This window comes from Vibrio coralliirubri (assembly GCF_024347375.1).
GTDB lineage: Bacteria > Pseudomonadota > Gammaproteobacteria > Enterobacterales > Vibrionaceae > Vibrio > Vibrio coralliirubri.
Window position 1 is genome coordinate 2,618,348 of the sequence record NZ_AP025470.1, and the last position, 17,463, is coordinate 2,635,810.

At 45.6% G+C, this 17,463-nt stretch carries 14 protein-coding genes and 7 tRNA genes; 11 read left to right on the forward strand and 10 right to left on the reverse strand.

Going from position 1 to position 17,463, the window contains the following annotated elements; translation table 11 throughout:
• Positions 1-303 precede the first annotated feature (303 nt).
• The 7 genes from OCV20_RS11905 to OCV20_RS11935 all read left to right on the forward strand — a co-directional run bounded on the left by OCV20_RS11905 (position 304) and on the right by OCV20_RS11935 (position 1,511).
• Positions 304-388: transfer RNA gene (locus OCV20_RS11905), tRNA-Tyr, on the forward strand.
• A gap of 103 nt (positions 389-491) precedes the next feature.
• A tRNA-Tyr gene (locus tag OCV20_RS11910) sits at positions 492-576 on the forward strand.
• Positions 577-678: 102 nt separating this feature from the next.
• A tRNA-Tyr gene (locus OCV20_RS11915) sits at positions 679-763 on the forward strand.
• A 102-nt stretch (positions 764-865) separates the two neighbouring features.
• Positions 866-950: transfer RNA gene (locus OCV20_RS11920), tRNA-Tyr, on the forward strand.
• 102 nt (positions 951-1,052) lie between these two features.
• Positions 1,053-1,137: transfer RNA gene (locus OCV20_RS11925), tRNA-Tyr, on the forward strand.
• Between the two features lie 102 nt (positions 1,138-1,239).
• Positions 1,240-1,324 (forward strand) — tRNA-Tyr (locus tag OCV20_RS11930).
• A 102-nt stretch (positions 1,325-1,426) separates the two neighbouring features.
• Positions 1,427-1,511: transfer RNA gene (locus OCV20_RS11935), tRNA-Tyr, on the forward strand.
• Between the two features lie 175 nt (positions 1,512-1,686).
• Here the strand turns inward: OCV20_RS11935 and OCV20_RS11940 are convergent.
• Together OCV20_RS11940 and OCV20_RS11945 are read right to left on the reverse strand one after the other, a co-directional pair.
• Entirely contained in the window at positions 1,687-1,842 is a 156-nt protein-coding gene (locus OCV20_RS11940; protein WP_197275920.1) for a hypothetical protein, read from the reverse strand.
• A gap of 275 nt (positions 1,843-2,117) precedes the next feature.
• Positions 2,118-3,026, reverse strand: coding sequence for a Tim44 domain-containing protein (locus OCV20_RS11945; protein WP_004736112.1), 909 nt, complete (start codon positions 3,024-3,026; stop codon positions 2,118-2,120).
• Positions 3,027-3,222: 196 nt separating this feature from the next.
• Between OCV20_RS11945 and OCV20_RS11950 the strand changes: the two genes are divergently transcribed.
• The 3 genes from OCV20_RS11950 (at position 3,223) to OCV20_RS11960 (ending at position 6,772) form a co-directional block, all read left to right on the forward strand.
• The gene (locus OCV20_RS11950; RefSeq protein ID WP_017064073.1) at positions 3,223-3,813 is read left to right on the forward strand and encodes a TetR/AcrR family transcriptional regulator; all 591 of its coding nucleotides are present in this window, start codon (positions 3,223-3,225) and stop codon (positions 3,811-3,813) included.
• A 17-nt stretch (positions 3,814-3,830) separates the two neighbouring features.
• Positions 3,831-5,705, forward strand: coding sequence for an MFS transporter (locus tag OCV20_RS11955; protein WP_050645671.1), 1,875 nt, complete (start codon positions 3,831-3,833; stop codon positions 5,703-5,705).
• A gap of 146 nt (positions 5,706-5,851) precedes the next feature.
• On the forward strand, positions 5,852-6,772 hold the full coding sequence (locus OCV20_RS11960; protein ID WP_086774301.1) for a YeiH family protein: 921 nt from the start codon (positions 5,852-5,854) through the stop codon (positions 6,770-6,772).
• 133 nt (positions 6,773-6,905) lie between these two features.
• Here the strand turns inward: OCV20_RS11960 and OCV20_RS11965 are convergent, their stop codons facing one another.
• A complete protein-coding gene (locus tag OCV20_RS11965) occupies positions 6,906-7,073 on the reverse strand; it encodes a hypothetical protein (protein WP_017068947.1) in 168 nt (55 codons plus the stop codon).
• A 106-nt stretch (positions 7,074-7,179) separates the two neighbouring features.
• A complete protein-coding gene (locus OCV20_RS11970) occupies positions 7,180-8,058 on the reverse strand; it encodes a LysR substrate-binding domain-containing protein (protein WP_048613079.1) in 879 nt (292 codons plus the stop codon).
• A 193-nt stretch (positions 8,059-8,251) separates the two neighbouring features.
• On the opposite strand from OCV20_RS11970, the gene nagE reads away from it, so the two are divergent.
• Positions 8,252-9,697: an N-acetylglucosamine-specific PTS transporter subunit IIBC gene (gene nagE, locus OCV20_RS11975; RefSeq protein ID WP_170930211.1), complete on the forward strand. Its 1,446-nt coding sequence runs from the start codon at positions 8,252-8,254 to the stop codon at positions 9,695-9,697.
• 124 nt (positions 9,698-9,821) lie between these two features.
• Here the strand turns inward: nagE and menE are convergent, their stop codons facing one another.
• The 6 genes from menE to OCV20_RS12005 form a co-directional block, all read right to left on the reverse strand.
• Entirely contained in the window at positions 9,822-11,258 is a 1,437-nt protein-coding gene (gene menE / locus OCV20_RS11980) for an o-succinylbenzoate--CoA ligase (protein WP_086774302.1), read from the reverse strand.
• A gap of 64 nt (positions 11,259-11,322) precedes the next feature.
• Positions 11,323-12,330 carry an o-succinylbenzoate synthase gene (gene menC / locus OCV20_RS11985; protein WP_086774303.1) on the reverse strand — a complete coding sequence of 336 codons (1,008 nt, stop codon included), beginning with the start codon at positions 12,328-12,330 and terminating at the stop codon, positions 11,323-11,325.
• Positions 12,331-12,405: 75 nt separating this feature from the next.
• Positions 12,406-13,272 (reverse strand): 1,4-dihydroxy-2-naphthoyl-CoA synthase, encoded by an 867-nt coding sequence (menB, locus tag OCV20_RS11990; RefSeq protein ID WP_017060170.1) that lies wholly within the window; start codon positions 13,270-13,272, stop codon positions 12,406-12,408.
• 102 nt (positions 13,273-13,374) lie between these two features.
• Entirely contained in the window at positions 13,375-14,175 is an 801-nt protein-coding gene (menH, locus tag OCV20_RS11995) for a 2-succinyl-6-hydroxy-2,4-cyclohexadiene-1-carboxylate synthase (RefSeq protein ID WP_048661466.1), read from the reverse strand.
• 9 nt (positions 14,176-14,184) lie between these two features.
• Positions 14,185-15,909: a 2-succinyl-5-enolpyruvyl-6-hydroxy-3-cyclohexene-1-carboxylic-acid synthase gene (gene menD, locus OCV20_RS12000; protein WP_086774304.1), complete on the reverse strand. Its 1,725-nt coding sequence runs from the start codon at positions 15,907-15,909 to the stop codon at positions 14,185-14,187.
• Positions 15,906-17,213, reverse strand: a complete 1,308-nt coding sequence (locus OCV20_RS12005; RefSeq protein ID WP_086774305.1) for an isochorismate synthase — start codon at positions 17,211-17,213, stop codon at positions 15,906-15,908. The genes menD and OCV20_RS12005 overlap by 4 nt, the downstream gene beginning before the upstream one ends.
• Positions 17,214-17,463 lie beyond the last annotated feature (250 nt).

The window sequence follows — 17,463 nt, forward strand, 5'->3', positions numbered from 1 at the left end:
GTAAATCTAGATTAAATTCCATTTACGTTTCATCATGTTTTAGACACATTGAACACAATACAGAAAGCCAGTCACCTCAAGGTGTTACCTATCAGTACGTAAACCTTAGTACAGATGTTCACTTCACGAGCAATATGCGTACTTTTCGCCATCTTTGCCCAAAAAGGCAGCATTTAACACAAAACCATAAGAAAAACCCTTTACAGGTTTAGCGTGTTTGCTATGATGCGCTCCGCACTTGAGAGATGCGTTGGGAAAAACATCTCTTTAGCCTATCCATTATGAGTTAGGAAAAAACACCCTGGAGGGGTTCCCGAGTGGCCAAAGGGAGCAGACTGTAAATCTGCCGGCTCCGCCTTCGATGGTTCGAATCCGTCTCCCTCCACCATATTTCTTCTTACCTCTTTTAAGAGTTAAGAGAACAACCTGATTGATGGGCTTATGGGAAAACATCAATTTAGGCTTACTTTGTGAAGAGTAAGACACACCCTGGAGGGGTTCCCGAGTGGCCAAAGGGAGCAGACTGTAAATCTGCCGGCACTGCCTTCGATGGTTCGAATCCGTCTCCCTCCACCATATTCTTCTTAGCTCTTTTAAGAGTTAAGAGAACAACCTAGTTGATGGGCTTATGGGAAAACATCAATTTAGGCTTACTTTGTGAAAAGTAAGACACACCCTGGAGGGGTTCCCGAGTGGCCAAAGGGAGCAGACTGTAAATCTGCCGGCACTGCCTTCGATGGTTCGAATCCGTCTCCCTCCACCATATTCTTCTTACCTCTTTTAAGAGTTAAGAGAACAACCTGATTGATGGGCTTTTGGGAAAACATCAATTTAGGCTTACTTTGTGAAGAGTAAGACACACCCTGGAGGGGTTCCCGAGTGGCCAAAGGGAGCAGACTGTAAATCTGCCGGCACTGCCTTCGATGGTTCGAATCCGTCTCCCTCCACCATATTCTTCTTACCTCTTTTAAGAGTTAAGAGAACAACCTAGTTGATGGGCTTATGGGAAAACATCAATTTAGGCTTACTTTGTGAAAAGTAAGACACACCCTGGAGGGGTTCCCGAGTGGCCAAAGGGAGCAGACTGTAAATCTGCCGGCACTGCCTTCGATGGTTCGAATCCGTCTCCCTCCACCATATTCTTCTTACCTCTTTTAAGAGTTAAGAGAACAACCTGATTGATGGGCTTTTGGGAAAACATCAATTTAGGCTTACTTTGTGAAGAGTAAGACACACCCTGGAGGGGTTCCCGAGTGGCCAAAGGGAGCAGACTGTAAATCTGCCGGCACTGCCTTCGATGGTTCGAATCCGTCTCCCTCCACCATATTCTTCTTACCTCTTTTAAGAGTTAAGAGAACAACCTAGTTGATGGGCTTATGGGAAAACATCAATTTAGGCTTACTTTGTGAAAAGTAAGACACACCCTGGAGGGGTTCCCGAGTGGCCAAAGGGAGCAGACTGTAAATCTGCCGGCACTGCCTTCGATGGTTCGAATCCGTCTCCCTCCACCATATTCTCCTTAATTGGAAAATCGAAAAGCCAACTCATTGAGTTGGCTTTTTTCGTTTCTGAGCTTTGTCTCTTTCTAAACGTATCTTTGTAACCGTGTCTTTCTAAAACAACCCTCAACTTCCTAAACACTAACCCGCTACTACAAATAACTAATCGAGCTAAATCATTCAAACATCAGTGATCCCATACTTCAGCATGACGCTCACAAACCAGATAAGCAGCACAGCCTAAACAACTGGTCGATACATGTTCTTGGCATTCATTCGCAATTATCTGTTTCTGCTGCAAAGTAACCTCAGGCTCCAATACGGGTTCAAAGAACTTTGTCATTACTCATTACATCCAAATAAAATCAGTTAGTTAGCCTCAGGGTAATCCAATCTTTGGATAAGTTACATCTCTTAATATTTGTCGTGATGACACACTTCCGCTACTCATGTTCTTTGTCTGTTCCGCACGTTTTCGTCATAATTTCCCTGCAGCGACTTACAGATACATATCATTCGACGCAAAAAAGCCCCTGCTGATTTCTCAGCAGGGGCTTTCAATTATTTGGTGTCATTCCGAATAACTACATCCTATTGATGTTGAGTTAAATTCTGGAATTAACCTTGAATACCAACAATTAACCAAGGTGCATTGTTAGTTGTTAGGTCACGCTCTAGGTGCCAGATATCAGTGATATCTTCTTCAACGCCATCCGCTGTGTCACGGTAACGACCGCTAAACTGAAGGCTTAGCTGTGCTTTGCTACCATCGTGGTCTGCGCGAACGATTTCAGCATCAACGTACATTACGTCAGTGTGCTGATCACCGTCTAGCTTATTACGCTCAGCTTTTAGGTCTTCAAATAGGCTTGGAGATACGTATTCTTCAATCGTGTTTAGCTCGTTGTGATTCCATGCACCTTGCAGTGTACGGTAGTGCTCACGAGAACCGTTGATGAATGCCGCTTGATCAAAGCCCGGTGGGTAGTTATGTGGAACATCGCTTTGTGCACCAAAACCGAAACCACCAGCAGCGCCTTGTGATTGAGGTTGTGCTTGCTCGAAGTTATGAACATTTGGTTGTTGCTTAGGTTGTTCAAACTTGTTCTGACCCATGCCGCCGAATGCTGGCTGTTGGCCACGTGCATTCTGCTGATTCATTGAGCCCTGCTTCGCGCCCAACATTCCGCGTAGGAATTTAAACGCTAGGAAAGCAATCAGACCCATAATCAGAATATCCATGAACTGGATACCTTCAAATGCGCCACCAAAGAATGCAGCTAAAAGACCACCAGCAAGTAAACCACCTAGCAGACCGCCCATAAGGCCTTTCTTGCTAGAGTTAGCTGCTGTGTTCTTACCTGTTTGATCTTGACGGATCGAATTCGTGTTTTGTTGTTTTGGTGCTGGAGCCGTTTTAAAGCTTTTGCCAAATGACTTACCACCACCAAACTTTTTCGCTTCCGCGATTGGCGTCACCGCGACTGTTACCAACAGGATCGCGACTAGTGAGAAAAATCGTTTCATTATTATCCTTTATAGGTTTTTTATCTTTCGACACCTTAATCATACTCGTTAACAAAGAACAATGAAATATTCACCGTGTTTACACATGTATCATAATATTGCGGCTATTAATTGATTACTAAACTAGCGAAGGGATTGACGGCACTCAGGGGCAGCATTAAAATATTGAACGATGTTCATTTAATAGAAAGTACCCATGGCAAGACGAAACGATCATACTCGCGAACAATTAGTGCAATTAACCTTAAAAACGGTAACTGACTTCTTAGAAGAGCACTCTTATCACGAGCTAAGTCTACGTAAAATCGCCAATATGATTGGTTACGTTCCAAGTACCTTAGTAAATGTATTTGGTAACTACAACCTACTGCTTTTGCATGTGGTCGCTCAAACATTAGATGAACTGGCGTCAGAATCGGCTGCAGCTGTTGAACAATCGAGCAACCCTCAACAAGCTCTATTCAACCTTGCCTACTGCTACCACGATTTTGCACAGAGACACCCACACCGTTGGCAGCTTATCTTCGAGCACAACATGAACGGTGAAAACCTTCCTGAATGGCAATCGAACCGCATCGATAGAATGACAGGCATGCTAGAGCAGTTGCTGGTAGCGATTGCTCCTGAACATACGAAAAGCGAAGTAGTCAAAGCCAGCCGTGTATTATGGTCTGGAGTACACGGAATTACTCTACTTAGCGTTGATGATAAATTTTTCGCCTCCGAGCCTATTGATGGTAAAGAGCTGATCAATAACCTAGTCTCAAACTACTTAACCAACTGGTAATCATCCAAGGAAAGACAATGAACAACAGCAGCCAATCTTCGCTGTTAACGCAAAAAAGGTTCCTACCCTACTTTATTACCCAATTTCTAGGAGCCTTTAACGACAACATATTCAAAAATGTCCTGTTACTGTTTGTTGCTTTCGCAAGCGTAGACACGCTGCCTATTTCCAGCAATCTATTCATTAATTTGGCCGCTGGCCTTTTTATTCTGCCCTTCTTCTTATTTTCAGCTTTGGCCGGTGTACTGGCCGACAAATACGAAAAATCGTGGTTTATCCGTAAAGTTAAGCTCCTCGAAGTAGTGATCATGTCACTGGGTGCGGTCGGTTTTATCTACGAAAGCTACGGAATATTACTTCTTCTCCTGTTCCTTATGGGAACGCAGAGTGCTTTCTTTGGTCCGGTGAAGTATGCCCTGCTTCCACAGCAGTTAGAAACAAAAGAACTGGTATCTGGTAACGCTCTCGTCGAGACAGGTACATTCTTAGCGATCCTGATTGGTACTCTAGGCGCAGGCATCATTGCATCTGAAGAAGGCGCAAAGCTCATTGCTGCGGTGTGTATTGTTTCGTTCGCCGTGCTTGGCTATGTATCAAGCTGCTTTATCCCACATGCGCCAAGTAATGCACCAGATCTTAAAGTAAAGTGGCAACCAGTAAAACTGACCCGCGCGACACTAGCGATTGCCAAAAAAGACCGCCCGACCTTTCAAGCACTGATGTCTATCAGTTGGTTCTGGTTCCTTGGTGCGGCTTACCTAACTCAGTTTCCGAACTTCACTAAACTGCATCTAAACGGCACTGAAAGCTCGGTCGCCTTTTTACTGGCACTGTTCTCGGTAGGCATAGCAATCGGCTCTTTGGCTTGCGATAAGTTATCGAATCACCGCATTGAAATCGGCATCGTGCCAATGGGCAGCTTAGGTATCTCGATCTTCGGTCTTTTGATGGCGATATCCATCCCGGAGTCTTTGCCTGACTTTAGCTCTTTCCATCAATTCGTCACCTACTCAGAGCTGTGGCCACTGTTTGCTTACCTTCTGCTTCTGGGTATCTCTGGCGGTATCTTTATTGTTCCTCTGTATTCACTGATGCAGTTACGTGCCAAGCCAGATGAACGTGCCCAAGTGATTGCCGGGCTCAATATTTATAACTCACTGTTCATGGTGGGAAGTGCGGTATTAGGTATTGTTTGCCTTAGTGTTCTAGAGCTTTCAATTCCACAGCTATTTATCTTGCTCGCGGTGGGCAACACTTTGGTGATGCTGTACCTGTTTTATCAGGTGCCTATCTACGCTTTCCGCTTCTTTACGTGGGTGGTCACTCACACCATGTACCGAGTTAAACATAAGAACTTACATCACCTGCCAGAAAAAGGCGGTGCGTTGATTGTCTGCAACCATGTGAGTTATATGGATGCACTGCTGCTGAGTGCGGTTTGCCCTCGCTTGATCCGTTTTGTGATGGAAGAGGATTACACCAAGTTACCGCCAATTCGACGCTTCTTAAAAAGAGCTGGGGTGATTCCAATCTCCGCGACCAACCGCAACTCGATTCGAAACGCTTTCAAAGAAGTAGAGCGTGCGCTACATGAAGGTCATATCGTGTGTATTTTCCCAGAAGGAAAGCTCACCTCTGATGGCGAAGTGGCTGAGTTCATGCGTGGTATGGAGCTAATCATCAAACGTTCACCTGTCCCTGTGATTCCTATGGCTCTTAAAGGATTATGGGGTAGCTACTTTAGTCGTTACAAAGGCCGTGCCTGCAAAGGGTTACCCACTCGCTTCTGGACTAAGCTAGAGATAGAAGCGGGCGAACCGATTTCACCTAAAGAAGCCTCTTGTGAAACGCTTCGACAGTCAGTCTCTGACCTTCGTGGATCACTACGCTAGCTAACCAACCCTTTATTCATATCAGCTGAACAAGCGTTAAGTTTTCCTTAACGTTTGTTCAATTCATTTAGACTTACTTATCATTTTATTGAACGTATAGTGGTCTCATCACAATAACGCCACAACAAAACAAGACTCTAAATACAATGAACCTAAAAAAGTCCGTTCCATTTTATCTTGCTGCACTGTTTTGCTTAACGCCTTGGGTTAGCTCACCGACAGCCCTGGTTATCGGTTTCCTGCTTGCTAGTTTAGGACTAGTCCCTGAACACTTGGAAGTCGGCAAACTCACCAAAAAGCTACTGGCCTACTCTATTGTTGGCTTGGGTTTTGGTATTCAGTTTGAAAAAGCATTAGCAGTAACAGGCGATGGTATTGGGCTCATTGTAACGACGATTATCGGTACATTAGTCATTGGTTGGTTCTTGGCTAAACGAATGGGGCTAGACCGCACTACAGGCTACCTTATCTCTTCTGGTACCGCGATTTGTGGTGGTAGCGCGATAGCAGCAGTGGCACCTGCGATCAAAGCAGACGATGAACAGATTGGCTTGGCGTTAGCCACTGTATTCGTGTTGAACTCGGTTGCTCTATTCTTATTCCCGATGATTGGTCACGCGCTTGAACTCAGCCAACAAACATTTGGTACTTGGGCAGCTATTGCGATTCACGACACGTCTTCTGTAGTAGGTGCAGCTTCAGCGTATGGCGAAGAAGCACTGACGACAGCGACAACATTGAAGCTCGCTCGCGCACTTTGGATCATCCCAATCGCTTTAATCAGTGCGATGATCTTCAAGAACGATCAAAAGAAGGTTACGGTTCCCTACTTCATTTTCTTCTATTGCGCCGCTATCGCGGTGAGTGACTTACTGCCACAATTTGAGATGGTCTATCAAGGAATCTTTGATGTCTCTAAGCGAGCACTGGTAGTGTGTCTGTTCTTAATTGGCTGTGGTATTTCGGTTGAGAAGTTAAAAGCAGCAGGACCGAAGCCATTGATGTTCGGTATTACAATGTGGGTCATGATCTCGACAGGTTCATTAGCGTGGTTAACTCTCGCCTAGCCTGCATAGAAATGCTTTAGATGGTTGTTCGGTTACCTAGACACTCGGGTTAGCGAGCAACAAAACAAAAAGGCAAAGCTCCAATGGGCTTTGCCTTTATCGTTTGTGGTAAGGATATTCTTTGTTGCAACAATCACGAATCAAACAGGGGCTTATCACTCTTCTTGCTCTCTCTTTTCATTAAAACAAGTACCACAACCAACACAAATGCGGTGAGCTCAGCCAACGAACGAGTCAACCCCGATGAGATGATCGCTTGGCCTATCTGCAGTAAAACCGCAATGATGAGGGCAATTTTCATAATAAGACCTTATTCTATAATCCGTTATTTATATGGCTTATTATGATGGATGGTTATAAAGATAATAAATTCTGTTTTGAACTATCTAATTGCTAAATTAACTAACCTAGCGTAACTGCCCTTCTAACCACTTAATAAAGGTTCTTACCTTAGGCCGTTTTTCCGTGCCTAGCGGGCATATTAAGTCATACCCTTGGTCGGTATCCATGCTCGGATAAGGTGTTATGAGCTCACCAGTCTGAACATACTGCTTAACAAAATGATAGCGCCCCATCGCCACACCAATATTGCTGAGGGCACTTCTTACGCCCATATCTCGGTGGCTCACGCAGTAAAATTGCTCAAACAAGTTCACATCCAAGCCGTGGTGTTTAATCCAACGCTGCCATACATCTGACCCTAGTGCATGAATGAAATTAATCCGGTGCAGCGATTCTAAGCCATCATCAAAAATGTCGTGCTCAGCCGCGTAACTCGGTGTACACACCGGAATATACTTTTCGCCAAACAGTCGCTGTCGATGCATGTCTTTGAGATCTTCAGCACCATAGTAAATGGCGACATCGAGATGATTTTGATGAAAATCCTGCTCTTCTTGCGAGAAAATGTTGAGATTAAACTTAGGATATCGCTTTTTAAAATCAGCCAGTCTTGGTAGTAACCAACTGTTGGCAAATGCAGGACTGGTACCGATATTGATCTGTCCATACAAGTCTGTGTTGGTAATGTCTTCGATCTCACCAAAAATAGAGCTTAACGACTTGGATAACGTTCGTTGAAAGCGCTGGCCTTCTTCCGTTAGTTCCAGTTTACGAGTCCCTCGCACAAACAAGTTAAATCCGAGTTCACCTTCTAACACTTTGATTCGATGGCTAACGGCTCCCTGAGTCAAATGCAACTTTTTCGCCGCTAGCGTAAAGCTCATTTTCTCTGCAGCCACATTAAAAGTATGAAGATTTCTAAGTAAAGATTGATGGTTAGCCATACGAACTCATGCATTAAAAATTTTAATTCATACTACTACCCGTTTCGTTTGTTTGCATTAAGAAATAAGTTTTTAATAGCCGCAGTTACTTAAAATCCTGCCTCGATCAATCTTTGACTCCATACGTTGACGAGCAGAAACATTAAAAAAATTAATTACAAACTTAGGGGCACATATGAATATACTCGGGTATATGCAAAAAGTAGGTAAGGCATTAATGGTTCCCGTAGCCACACTGCCAGCTGCAGCAATCCTTATGGGAATCGGCTATTGGTTGGATCCTGTTGGTTGGGGTTCAGAAAGTATCTTAGCCGCATTCTTGATCAAATCTGGTGGCGCGATCATCGACAACATGGCGGTTCTGTTCGCGGTGGGTGTCGCATTTGGTTTGAGCCGTGATAAGAATGGTTCGGCGGCACTGTCTGGTTTTGTGATGTTCCTCGTCGTCACCACGCTACTTGCTCCGGGCTCTGTTGCTCAGTTAATGGATGTTGAACTCAGTGAAGTGCCAGCGGCATTTGGTAAAATCAGCAACCAATTCGTAGGTATCATTGTGGGTATCATCTCTGCTGAGATCTACAACCGCTACTCAACCGTTGAACTTCCTCAAGCTTTAGCATTCTTCAGTGGTAAGCGTTTGGTTCCTATCCTGACCTCAATAGCAGGTATGGCTCTCTCTTTTGCTCTACTTTACATCTGGCCAGCTGTTTACGACGCTCTGATCGTTCTGGGTATTAAACTAGAAAGCATGGGCGCAGTGGGAGCCGGTCTGTTTGGTTTCTTCAACCGTTTGTTCCTATCAGTTGGTATGCACCACGCTCTTTACCCTGTGTTCTGGTTCGACGTTGTTGGTATTAACGACATTCCAAACTTCCTAGGCGGCGCGCAATCTATCGCTAACGGTACGGGTATTCCGGGTAAAACAGGCATGTACCAAGCGGGCTTCTTCCCTATCATGATGTTTGGCCTACCAGCAGCAGCACTGGCGATGTACCACTGTTCTGATGCGAAAAACAAAAACCAAGTATTCGCAATCATGCTTGCGGCAGCTATGGCTTCATTCTTCACGGGTATCACAGAGCCGCTAGAATTCAGCTTCATGTTCCTAGCACCCGTGTTGTTCCTGCTACACGCAGTATTAACAGGCCTATCGCTTTACATTGCAGCAAGCATGGAATGGATGGCAGGCTTCGGCTTCTCTGCTGGCTTCGTTGACCTAGTACTATCAAGCCAAAACCCACTAGCGGTTAACTGGTACATGCTACTGGTTCAAGGCGTGGTGTTCTTCGCGCTTTACTACGGTATTTTCCGCTTCGCTATCATCAAGTTCAACCTACGTACTCCAGGCCGTGGTGAAGAGATGGAAGCAGAAAAAGAAACTGAAACACCAGAAGCATTGGCTAACCTAACCAACAGCTACATTGAAGCGGTTGGCGGTGCAGACAACATTCTAGAAGTCGATAACTGTATTACTCGTCTACGCTTAACTGTGAAAGACTCAGGTGCAGCAGACAGCGATAAACTGAAGAAACTCGGTGCGGCAGGTGTGGTACCGGTTGGTAAAGGTGGCCTGCAAGTTATCATTGGCCTAGGTAAGGTAGATAAAGTCGCTGAACAAATGAAGAAGGCACTCGCTTAACGCCAAATCTTGAATGGCACGATAAATAATTAGAATTTGTGACGGCTTCACCACCGTCACAACCCCCTGAAGCGCAATTACGACTAGTCACCGTGTATTGCGCTTCATTTTATTGCTCTTCGCTCTATTTAGAACGAGTCTGCTGTAACCACTGCGCCAATCCAGCGCGCGAAACCTTAATACCCAGTTGTTCCTGCTGAGGCATTCGATAATACTCAACAGGAAATTTGAAGCGTTCAAGACGACCAGTTAACTGCTCGATAAACCACTCTTTGGTTGGCAGATCAGCACAATCGACAATCGCTGCAGGTCGGAATCCGAACTCATCATCTTCAATGGGAACAATAAAAGCCTGATTAACCTCAGACAATTGATTGAGTACTCGCTCAATTTCTTCGCAATGAATGTTCTCACCACCAGAAATAAACTGATTGTCAGCGCGACCAATAATCGACACTTGTTCGCCAACCCACTCACCAAGATCTTTGCTATCAAACCAGCCGTTGTTATCAACTAATGGCGTTAATTTACCTTGATAGTAATACCCAGAAGCGAGCGTCTCGCCGCCAATAAAGATACGTTGTTCTTCAATTTTTAGCTGGCGATGGTTAAGGACAAAACCGGCGGTGCAGCTGGCATCAACGGGCTTCGCGGTCACGGTTGAAGCCGCTTCAGTCATGCCGTACCCAAGCCATGTTTCGATGCCCATTTGTTGAGCTTCGAGCCCAAGTGCTTCTGGTATATGACTACCACCCAAAAGTACATGCGTTAAAGTAAGTGCTTGCTTACTCTTTAACAATCGATGTAGCTGAGTAGCGACTAATGAAGCGTGACTGCATTCTTCTATATCGGTTTCAAGCTGACCTGTGCCTATTTTGATGCAGCCACCAGCCGCCAACCAACGATGAACTATCGCCAGCCCCGACACATGGTACATAGGTAAACTCAATAACCACGTGTCACCTTGTTGATAACGAAACACCTCAAGCAGCCCTGACGCAGAACATAAGTGCTGCTCAAGCGTATGACCGACCGCTTTTGGGTTTCCGGTAGAACCTGAAGTGAATACGATACTCGCTAAATTTTGCGGATTGAAGTGGAAGTCTTGAGATGTCGTGATCCGATTACCATCAGCATCGAGCTTCACTTCATTTAAGCAAGACAAGGTCACCAACTGAGTATTCAAATCAGCAGCCTCTGAATGCTCTATCCCACTACTGTCCAAAAGCCAAAGGTAGCTCTGTTGATCTGTTTGATATAAGGAATCGAGCTTTTGCTTCAGGCGTAAACTAGGCTGAGGCATCGTAAACGCACAAACCACACCCAAATTGAGTGCGGCAAGGTAAACCGGGATCACTTCAGCTTGATTCTTACCAACAATCGTCAGTACATCACCTTCAGATAGGCCTTGATGAGATAGCTGTTGTTGGTACTCACTAACCAACACAAACACTTGCAGCCAAGTATAAGTGCGGTGAGTGGTCACTAACGCTGGTTGAAGTGGGTTTTGCTGCGCCCACTGTACCCAGAGCGGGTGATGATTAGATTGTGGGCGCATCATAGGATAACCAAAAATAGATTAAGAACTTGTTAAGCTAACTAAATAGCCATTCAAATAGATCGGCCTAAGAAGACCAAATCAATTGTTGCTGTTCAAGTGTGGAGACAGGCAACTGACTCCCCGGCCAAGAAACTTCTAGCTGCTGCTTGAACAAGCCAATCGTATCCAGCCCCGGCACTTCGTTTGGTAGATATTGCTGCGCCAAACGAGCAATCTGAGTCAGACCTAGGCTCGACTCAATGCTTGAGCTCAATACAGATTTCATTCCAAGCTTCTGTGCACGCTCAATGATTGCCACACAACGCTCGACAGAACCAATAAGAGTTGGCTTGATCACGACTGCTTTAACACCAGTAAGGTCGCTAAGATCAAACTCTGGGCTTCGCACCGCTTCTTGCAGTGTCTCGTCCCACGCAATCGCAACACCATGGTCAATGGCAAAGGCCAAACTGTCTTCTGGCTTTTGACAAGGCTCTTCAATAAAGCTTATGCGCTGACGCAGTGACGGCGAAATGTATTTAATAAACTGCTTCGCTTTCTCTGGCTTCCACGCACGGTTGGCATCAAGTCTTAGGGTCAAATCAGGGATCGACTCAAGGAATAAGCTAACCAGCATGCCATCGCGAATCGCTTCGTAGAGGCCAACTTTCACTTTCGCGACCTTCTCGCCTTGCATCTCATTCAATACAGGGATCAGTTCATCAGGATCGCCTGTACACAAAGGCGCAGCTTGGTAGTTACCTTGAGCGTTAAGATCGCCTCGCAATTCAATCATCGCCATTGAAAAGCCAAACGCGACAGAAGGATACAGCTCGTCGAAAGGCGTTTGAGGCTTATTGTGGCTCCAAAGCTCTAATTCGTGTTGAAGCTGAATGCCAGCTTGTTCGGCATCTTCTTGGCTAAAACCTGGCAAAGGCGCAACTTCGCCAAAACCAGTTTTACCATCACACTCAAGTTGGATGATATAGCCAACGCGTTCGTTCAACTTATTGTCACGAAGAACCACGCCACTATCCATAGGTAATTGATAACGGTAAAGTTTAGCGTGACGCTGAGAATTCACTGAGTTCATAAAGTTTCCTAAAAAACGGGGAACATCAAAACAAAACGAGCCGCTATTAGCGACTCATTTTGAAGAAGAGAAAGACTATGGATTACGCGGGAACTTGTCGAAGTCCGGTCGACGTTTCTCGTTGAATGCGTTGCGGCCTTCTTGGCCTTCCTCTGTCATGTAGAACATCATGGTTGCGTTACCCGCCAACTCTTGTAGACCGGCTTGACCATCACAGTCCGCGTTCAGAGCCGCTTTCAAGCAACGCAGTGCCATTGGGCTGTGTTGAAGCACTTCACGACACCAACGAACGGTCTCTTTTTCTAGGTCAGCGACAGGAACAACGGTATTTACAAGGCCCATGTCCAGTGCTTCTTGTGCATCGTAGAAGCGGCACAAGAACCAGATTTCACGCGCTTTCTTTTGACCAACGATACGAGCCATGTAAGAAGCACCCCAACCGCCATCGAAAGAACCCACTTTAGGACCCGTCTGACCGAACTGCGCGTTTTCAGCAGCAATAGTAAGGTCTGCCATCATGTGAAGTACATGACCGCCGCCTACTGCCCAACCCGATACCGCTGCGATAACTGGTTTTGGACAAGTACGAATTTGACGTTGGAAATCAAGTACGTTCAGGTGGTGTGTACCTGAATCATCTTGGTAGCCGCCGTAGTCACCACGAATACTTTGGTCACCACCAGAACAGAACGCCTTCTCACCAAGACCCGTCAAAATGATCACGCCTACTTTCTCGTCGTAACGAGCGTCAGCCAGTGCGTTGATCATCTCTTTTACGGTTTGTGGACGGAACGCATTGTGGACTTGAGGACGCGCAATCGTGATTTTTGCAATACCATCGTCAGACTTGTGGTACTGAATATCTTCGTATTGACTGCTTTCATCGCTCCAGTTAACTGCCGCGTAAAGTTCTTCTTCTGTGATGCCTACTGTTTTAGCCATGGTGATTCCCATTGTTCTATTAGAGACCACGACTAACAAGTAGTCGTGACGGTGTTGCTCTGCTTTTGATAGTGCTTGATACGAGAGAACCGCTCAGTCAGATTAACGACGACTGGCGATACATTGGATTATCAGGTTAGAAAACAGCTCAGGTTGCTCAAAATGAACATTATGACCCGCGTAATCCACCTGACTATATTCAAAGCCACTATTCTCAGCTAGCTCCATGAATTTACGATCTTTTTCTCCACATACATAATGCAATAAATGCTCATGAGATTTCAATGTGGCACGTAAATCCGGTTGCTTAGCTAACGAAGTAGATAACAACATATTTGCTACGGATACTCCAAGGTTACCACTACGCTTTATGACCAAAGTTTGTCTTTGCTCATGATTTAGTGAAGAAAAGACGCTTTGTTGATACCAATCGTCTAAAACATCTTCAATCGACTGCTGTGCAAAGCGAACAGCCCACTGCGTATCATGTACTAACCTTTGTGCTCTTTCTTCATCACATTCCAAGCCAAAGTTGCCACCTTCAATGATGACTTTCTCTAGATTGAGCGTCTCAAAGCAAGGACTTGTCACCCCATACATAGCGAGCCTTCCGCCCATAGAATACCCAATCACTACGATAGGGTAATCGGCCGGAAGATCGTTGAGAGCCAGTTGAGATGTGATGCACTGGACAATTTTCTTGCAGCAATGATCAAACCCTACCGGATCGATAAAGCGACTTTGTCCGTGTCCGGGTAAATCTATGCAAAGGAGAGGAAAATCCTCAAGGAATGGATGACATGCACTCCAATCATCCCCGCTTCCGAGTAAACCATGTAAGAAAACAAGCAAAGGTTTGTCAGAAGAATCTTGTACAGCTGGGTAATAATCGGAGTAAAGCATGTAAAGTCCTTAGGCTAATGCCTCGGTGAGCATTGAACTGAATTGTTTCAGCAAAGTAGACGCTTGTTCGGGAGGCGTCTTAACTTCCACGAGCAAGGTACCCTGACCCTGTTCGAAATGTTGTTCGATAATGGTTTGATAGCAGTTCAAGGTTTCTGGCGCAGCGTATCCCAACTGGAATTGCGCAGCAGCGTGTTCAAAACTGAAACCATGAGGCATTTGATAAAGTGACTGTTTCTGTTGCTCTGGTACCGGCAATAAATCAAAGATCGCACCACCATCATTGTTGGTCACAACAATAACCATCGGCGTTAAATTATGAGTCAGCAGAGCCAGTGAGTTTAGGTCGTAAAGCAGAGAGGTATCGCCAATCAACATCAACAAAGGATTCTGGTTGGCTTTCACTACACCCGCAGCCGTTGCCACCAAGCCATCAATGCCCGATGCCCCACGATTGCTGTAAACCCAATTCGCAGATATTGACGACAGCATATCCACCAGCCTTACCATCAAGCTGTTTCCCACAAACAACTCTCTGTCTTTAAGTCTAGACGACAAGTCAACCGCAACACTCAACTCGGTCAGTTGGTCATTATTGGATATTTGTGCGAGTGCCAGTTGCTGAACGGTATTGGCCACCTCGATTAAAGGCGTCGCCCAACCCGAGTGTTTGCCCAACAACGTTGGCAGGTGTTGATCGGTTATCCATGACTCAATATTGGAAACAATATGCGTTTGAGGCAGATGGTCTTGATTTATACGGTGCGCATCAGCTGAAACCACAACATATTGCGTGCAATCGAACCAAGCTGCTTGTGACTTAACCCATTGGTTTAATCGCTTAGAAACAATGCGCTCACCAAACTGAAGGATGAAATCACACTGGTTGAGTTGCTCTTTGACTGAGTCACTCTGTAACCACAGATCATAATGCTTCCAATCACTGCTCACGCCCGATTGAGGATCACAGAAAATTGGCCAGCCCAAAGCCGAAGCAAACTGCTGCGCTTTTGTTGCCGCTTCTTTATCAATCGAACCAAGAATCACCGCACCTTTACGCTCTAGGTAATCGCCCGGCGCTATCGGCTGTACAGTCAAATGATTGGGTAAACAGGTATTAGAATACGGGGTTGTTGACGAGCTCCACCTAGCGATACTGTTAGTGTAGTCAGCATACATTTCAGCACTGTTCTTAGAATAGAGCGGCTCTGGGAACGGACAATTGATATGAATCGCACCGCCCACATTGCGTTGTTTCGCAAGCGCGCTATCAACCGATGTTAGAAGCCAATTCAATGAAATTTGTGTGGTTGGGCTTGGCAGGTTTAAAGCACTTTCTACATGGGAAGAAAAGATACCATGCTGCTGAATCGCTTGATTGGCACCACAGTCGACCAAGTCGATGGGTCTATCAGAGGTCAGTAAGATCAGCTTCTCTCGTGTCAGCCCAGATTCAGCCGTCGCAGGAAGCAAATTCGCCACGGCGGTTCCCGATGTCACAATCACCGCAACTGGCTTGTTGCTGGCTTTTGCTAAGCCTAACGCTAAGAACCCAAGACCACGCTCATCAAAGTGCGTGTGTAAGTTTAACTTGGGATTAGCTTCGGCTTCGAGAGTTAACGGCGTTGAGCGAGAGCCCGGTGCAACACAAACATGTTCAACGCCATTGCGTGCAAGTTCTTCAAGTAACGTGTGACACCAAACTCTGTTTAATACGGCTTGGTCGTGATTCATGACGCGACACCCAATGGTGGGTGATCAGAAATGAGGCTGAGCAAGGTAGACATCTTCTTGTTCAGCTCTTGCCACTCATGTTCGGCAACCGATCCCGGCACGATCCCCGCGCCAGCAAACAGTTGTACTTGATCGTTTACAATCAAGGCGCTTCGAATCGCCACGCAGAATTCCGCTCGCTGATGACTGATATAGCCTACAGAGCCTGCATACCAGCCTCGAGCAAACGGTTCGTGTTCAAGAATGAAATCTATCGCTTCTTTACGCGGCAAACCCGCCACCGCAGCAGTTGGTTGTAAGGCAGCAAGCAACTGCACACCATTAACACCATTATTAAGCTGAGCATGGATATTGCGCTTAAGATGCTGCACTTTACGCAAGCGTACTAAACGCGCATCCTTTTCAACATGGACCGTTTGAGAATGAGGAGTGAGACGCTCAATGATGTCGTCGACCACATACTGGTTCTCATTGAGGTTTTTGCTGTCTTGAGAAAGCCAGTTGGCAAGCTCCATATCCTCAGTTGCGTTCTCTCCACGACCAATGGTTCCAGCAAGCGCTTCGGTATCGAGCTCCGTACCATGGCGGCTATATAAGCGCTCTGGTGTCGAGCCAATGAAACTGTGTTTAGAATCCAGCACCAACATAAAGTGGAAACTGTGGTGATTTTGCAGATAGCTGGCTTTAAGTAATTGAGCTGCGCAGATAGGCGCATCGAGCTGCAATGTAGTTTTTCGCGCTAAAACGACTTTTTTGTACTCTTTATCGCTAATGCCTTGCAGCACTTTATCGACAAGGTTGTCCCACTGCTCTCTTTCTGGAACGTGATTGATCTGTTCAATATGCGCAGACAAAGGCGCTAATATCGCGGCTTCTACAGAAAGCTTATTCAAAGCATTAATAGAAGAAACGCGATCAGGGGACAAATTAACCGCCAACGACCAAGTATTGTCAAAGCGGATCAATTCAACCTGAGGAAGGAAGAAAAACGACTCCATGCAGCGACGGTTCTTTGCGGTGTGCCCATCAAACGAGCGTCCACCCCAGATTCGTTGGTCTTCACCAAGAATCGCGTACGCGGGTGCAGGATCTGAAAACGTATGTAACTGTCCGAGCGCAACAACCTCTTCACGAGTGTCGCGTGACTGCCAGTAGAACTTAGGAAAGAGCGGTTGAGCATGAAGCCATTCTATAAATGCAAACGATGGTTTTTGCGTTAGAACTTCAACACAACGAACTTCGCTTGCTTGGGCATTTTGTACTCGCTCAATCAAAGCGGAGATAGTTTGCTGGAAATGTGACAAATCGACCTCGTTCACATCTAAATTATTATTATATTAGTTTGATACTTTATGGGCAGTACCCACTTAGATCAAGAATGTACTATATCTTTTCAACATTCCTGTGATTTTAAGCGATCCCGCCCCTTTATTCATCTTAGCCAATAACCAAGAAAGCGATTAATTAAAATTTAGAAAAGAGTGACAACAAAAAGGCTAAACGTGACACTGAAATGCGACATTCATCAGATTTTTATTCTATCAAACGCCATTT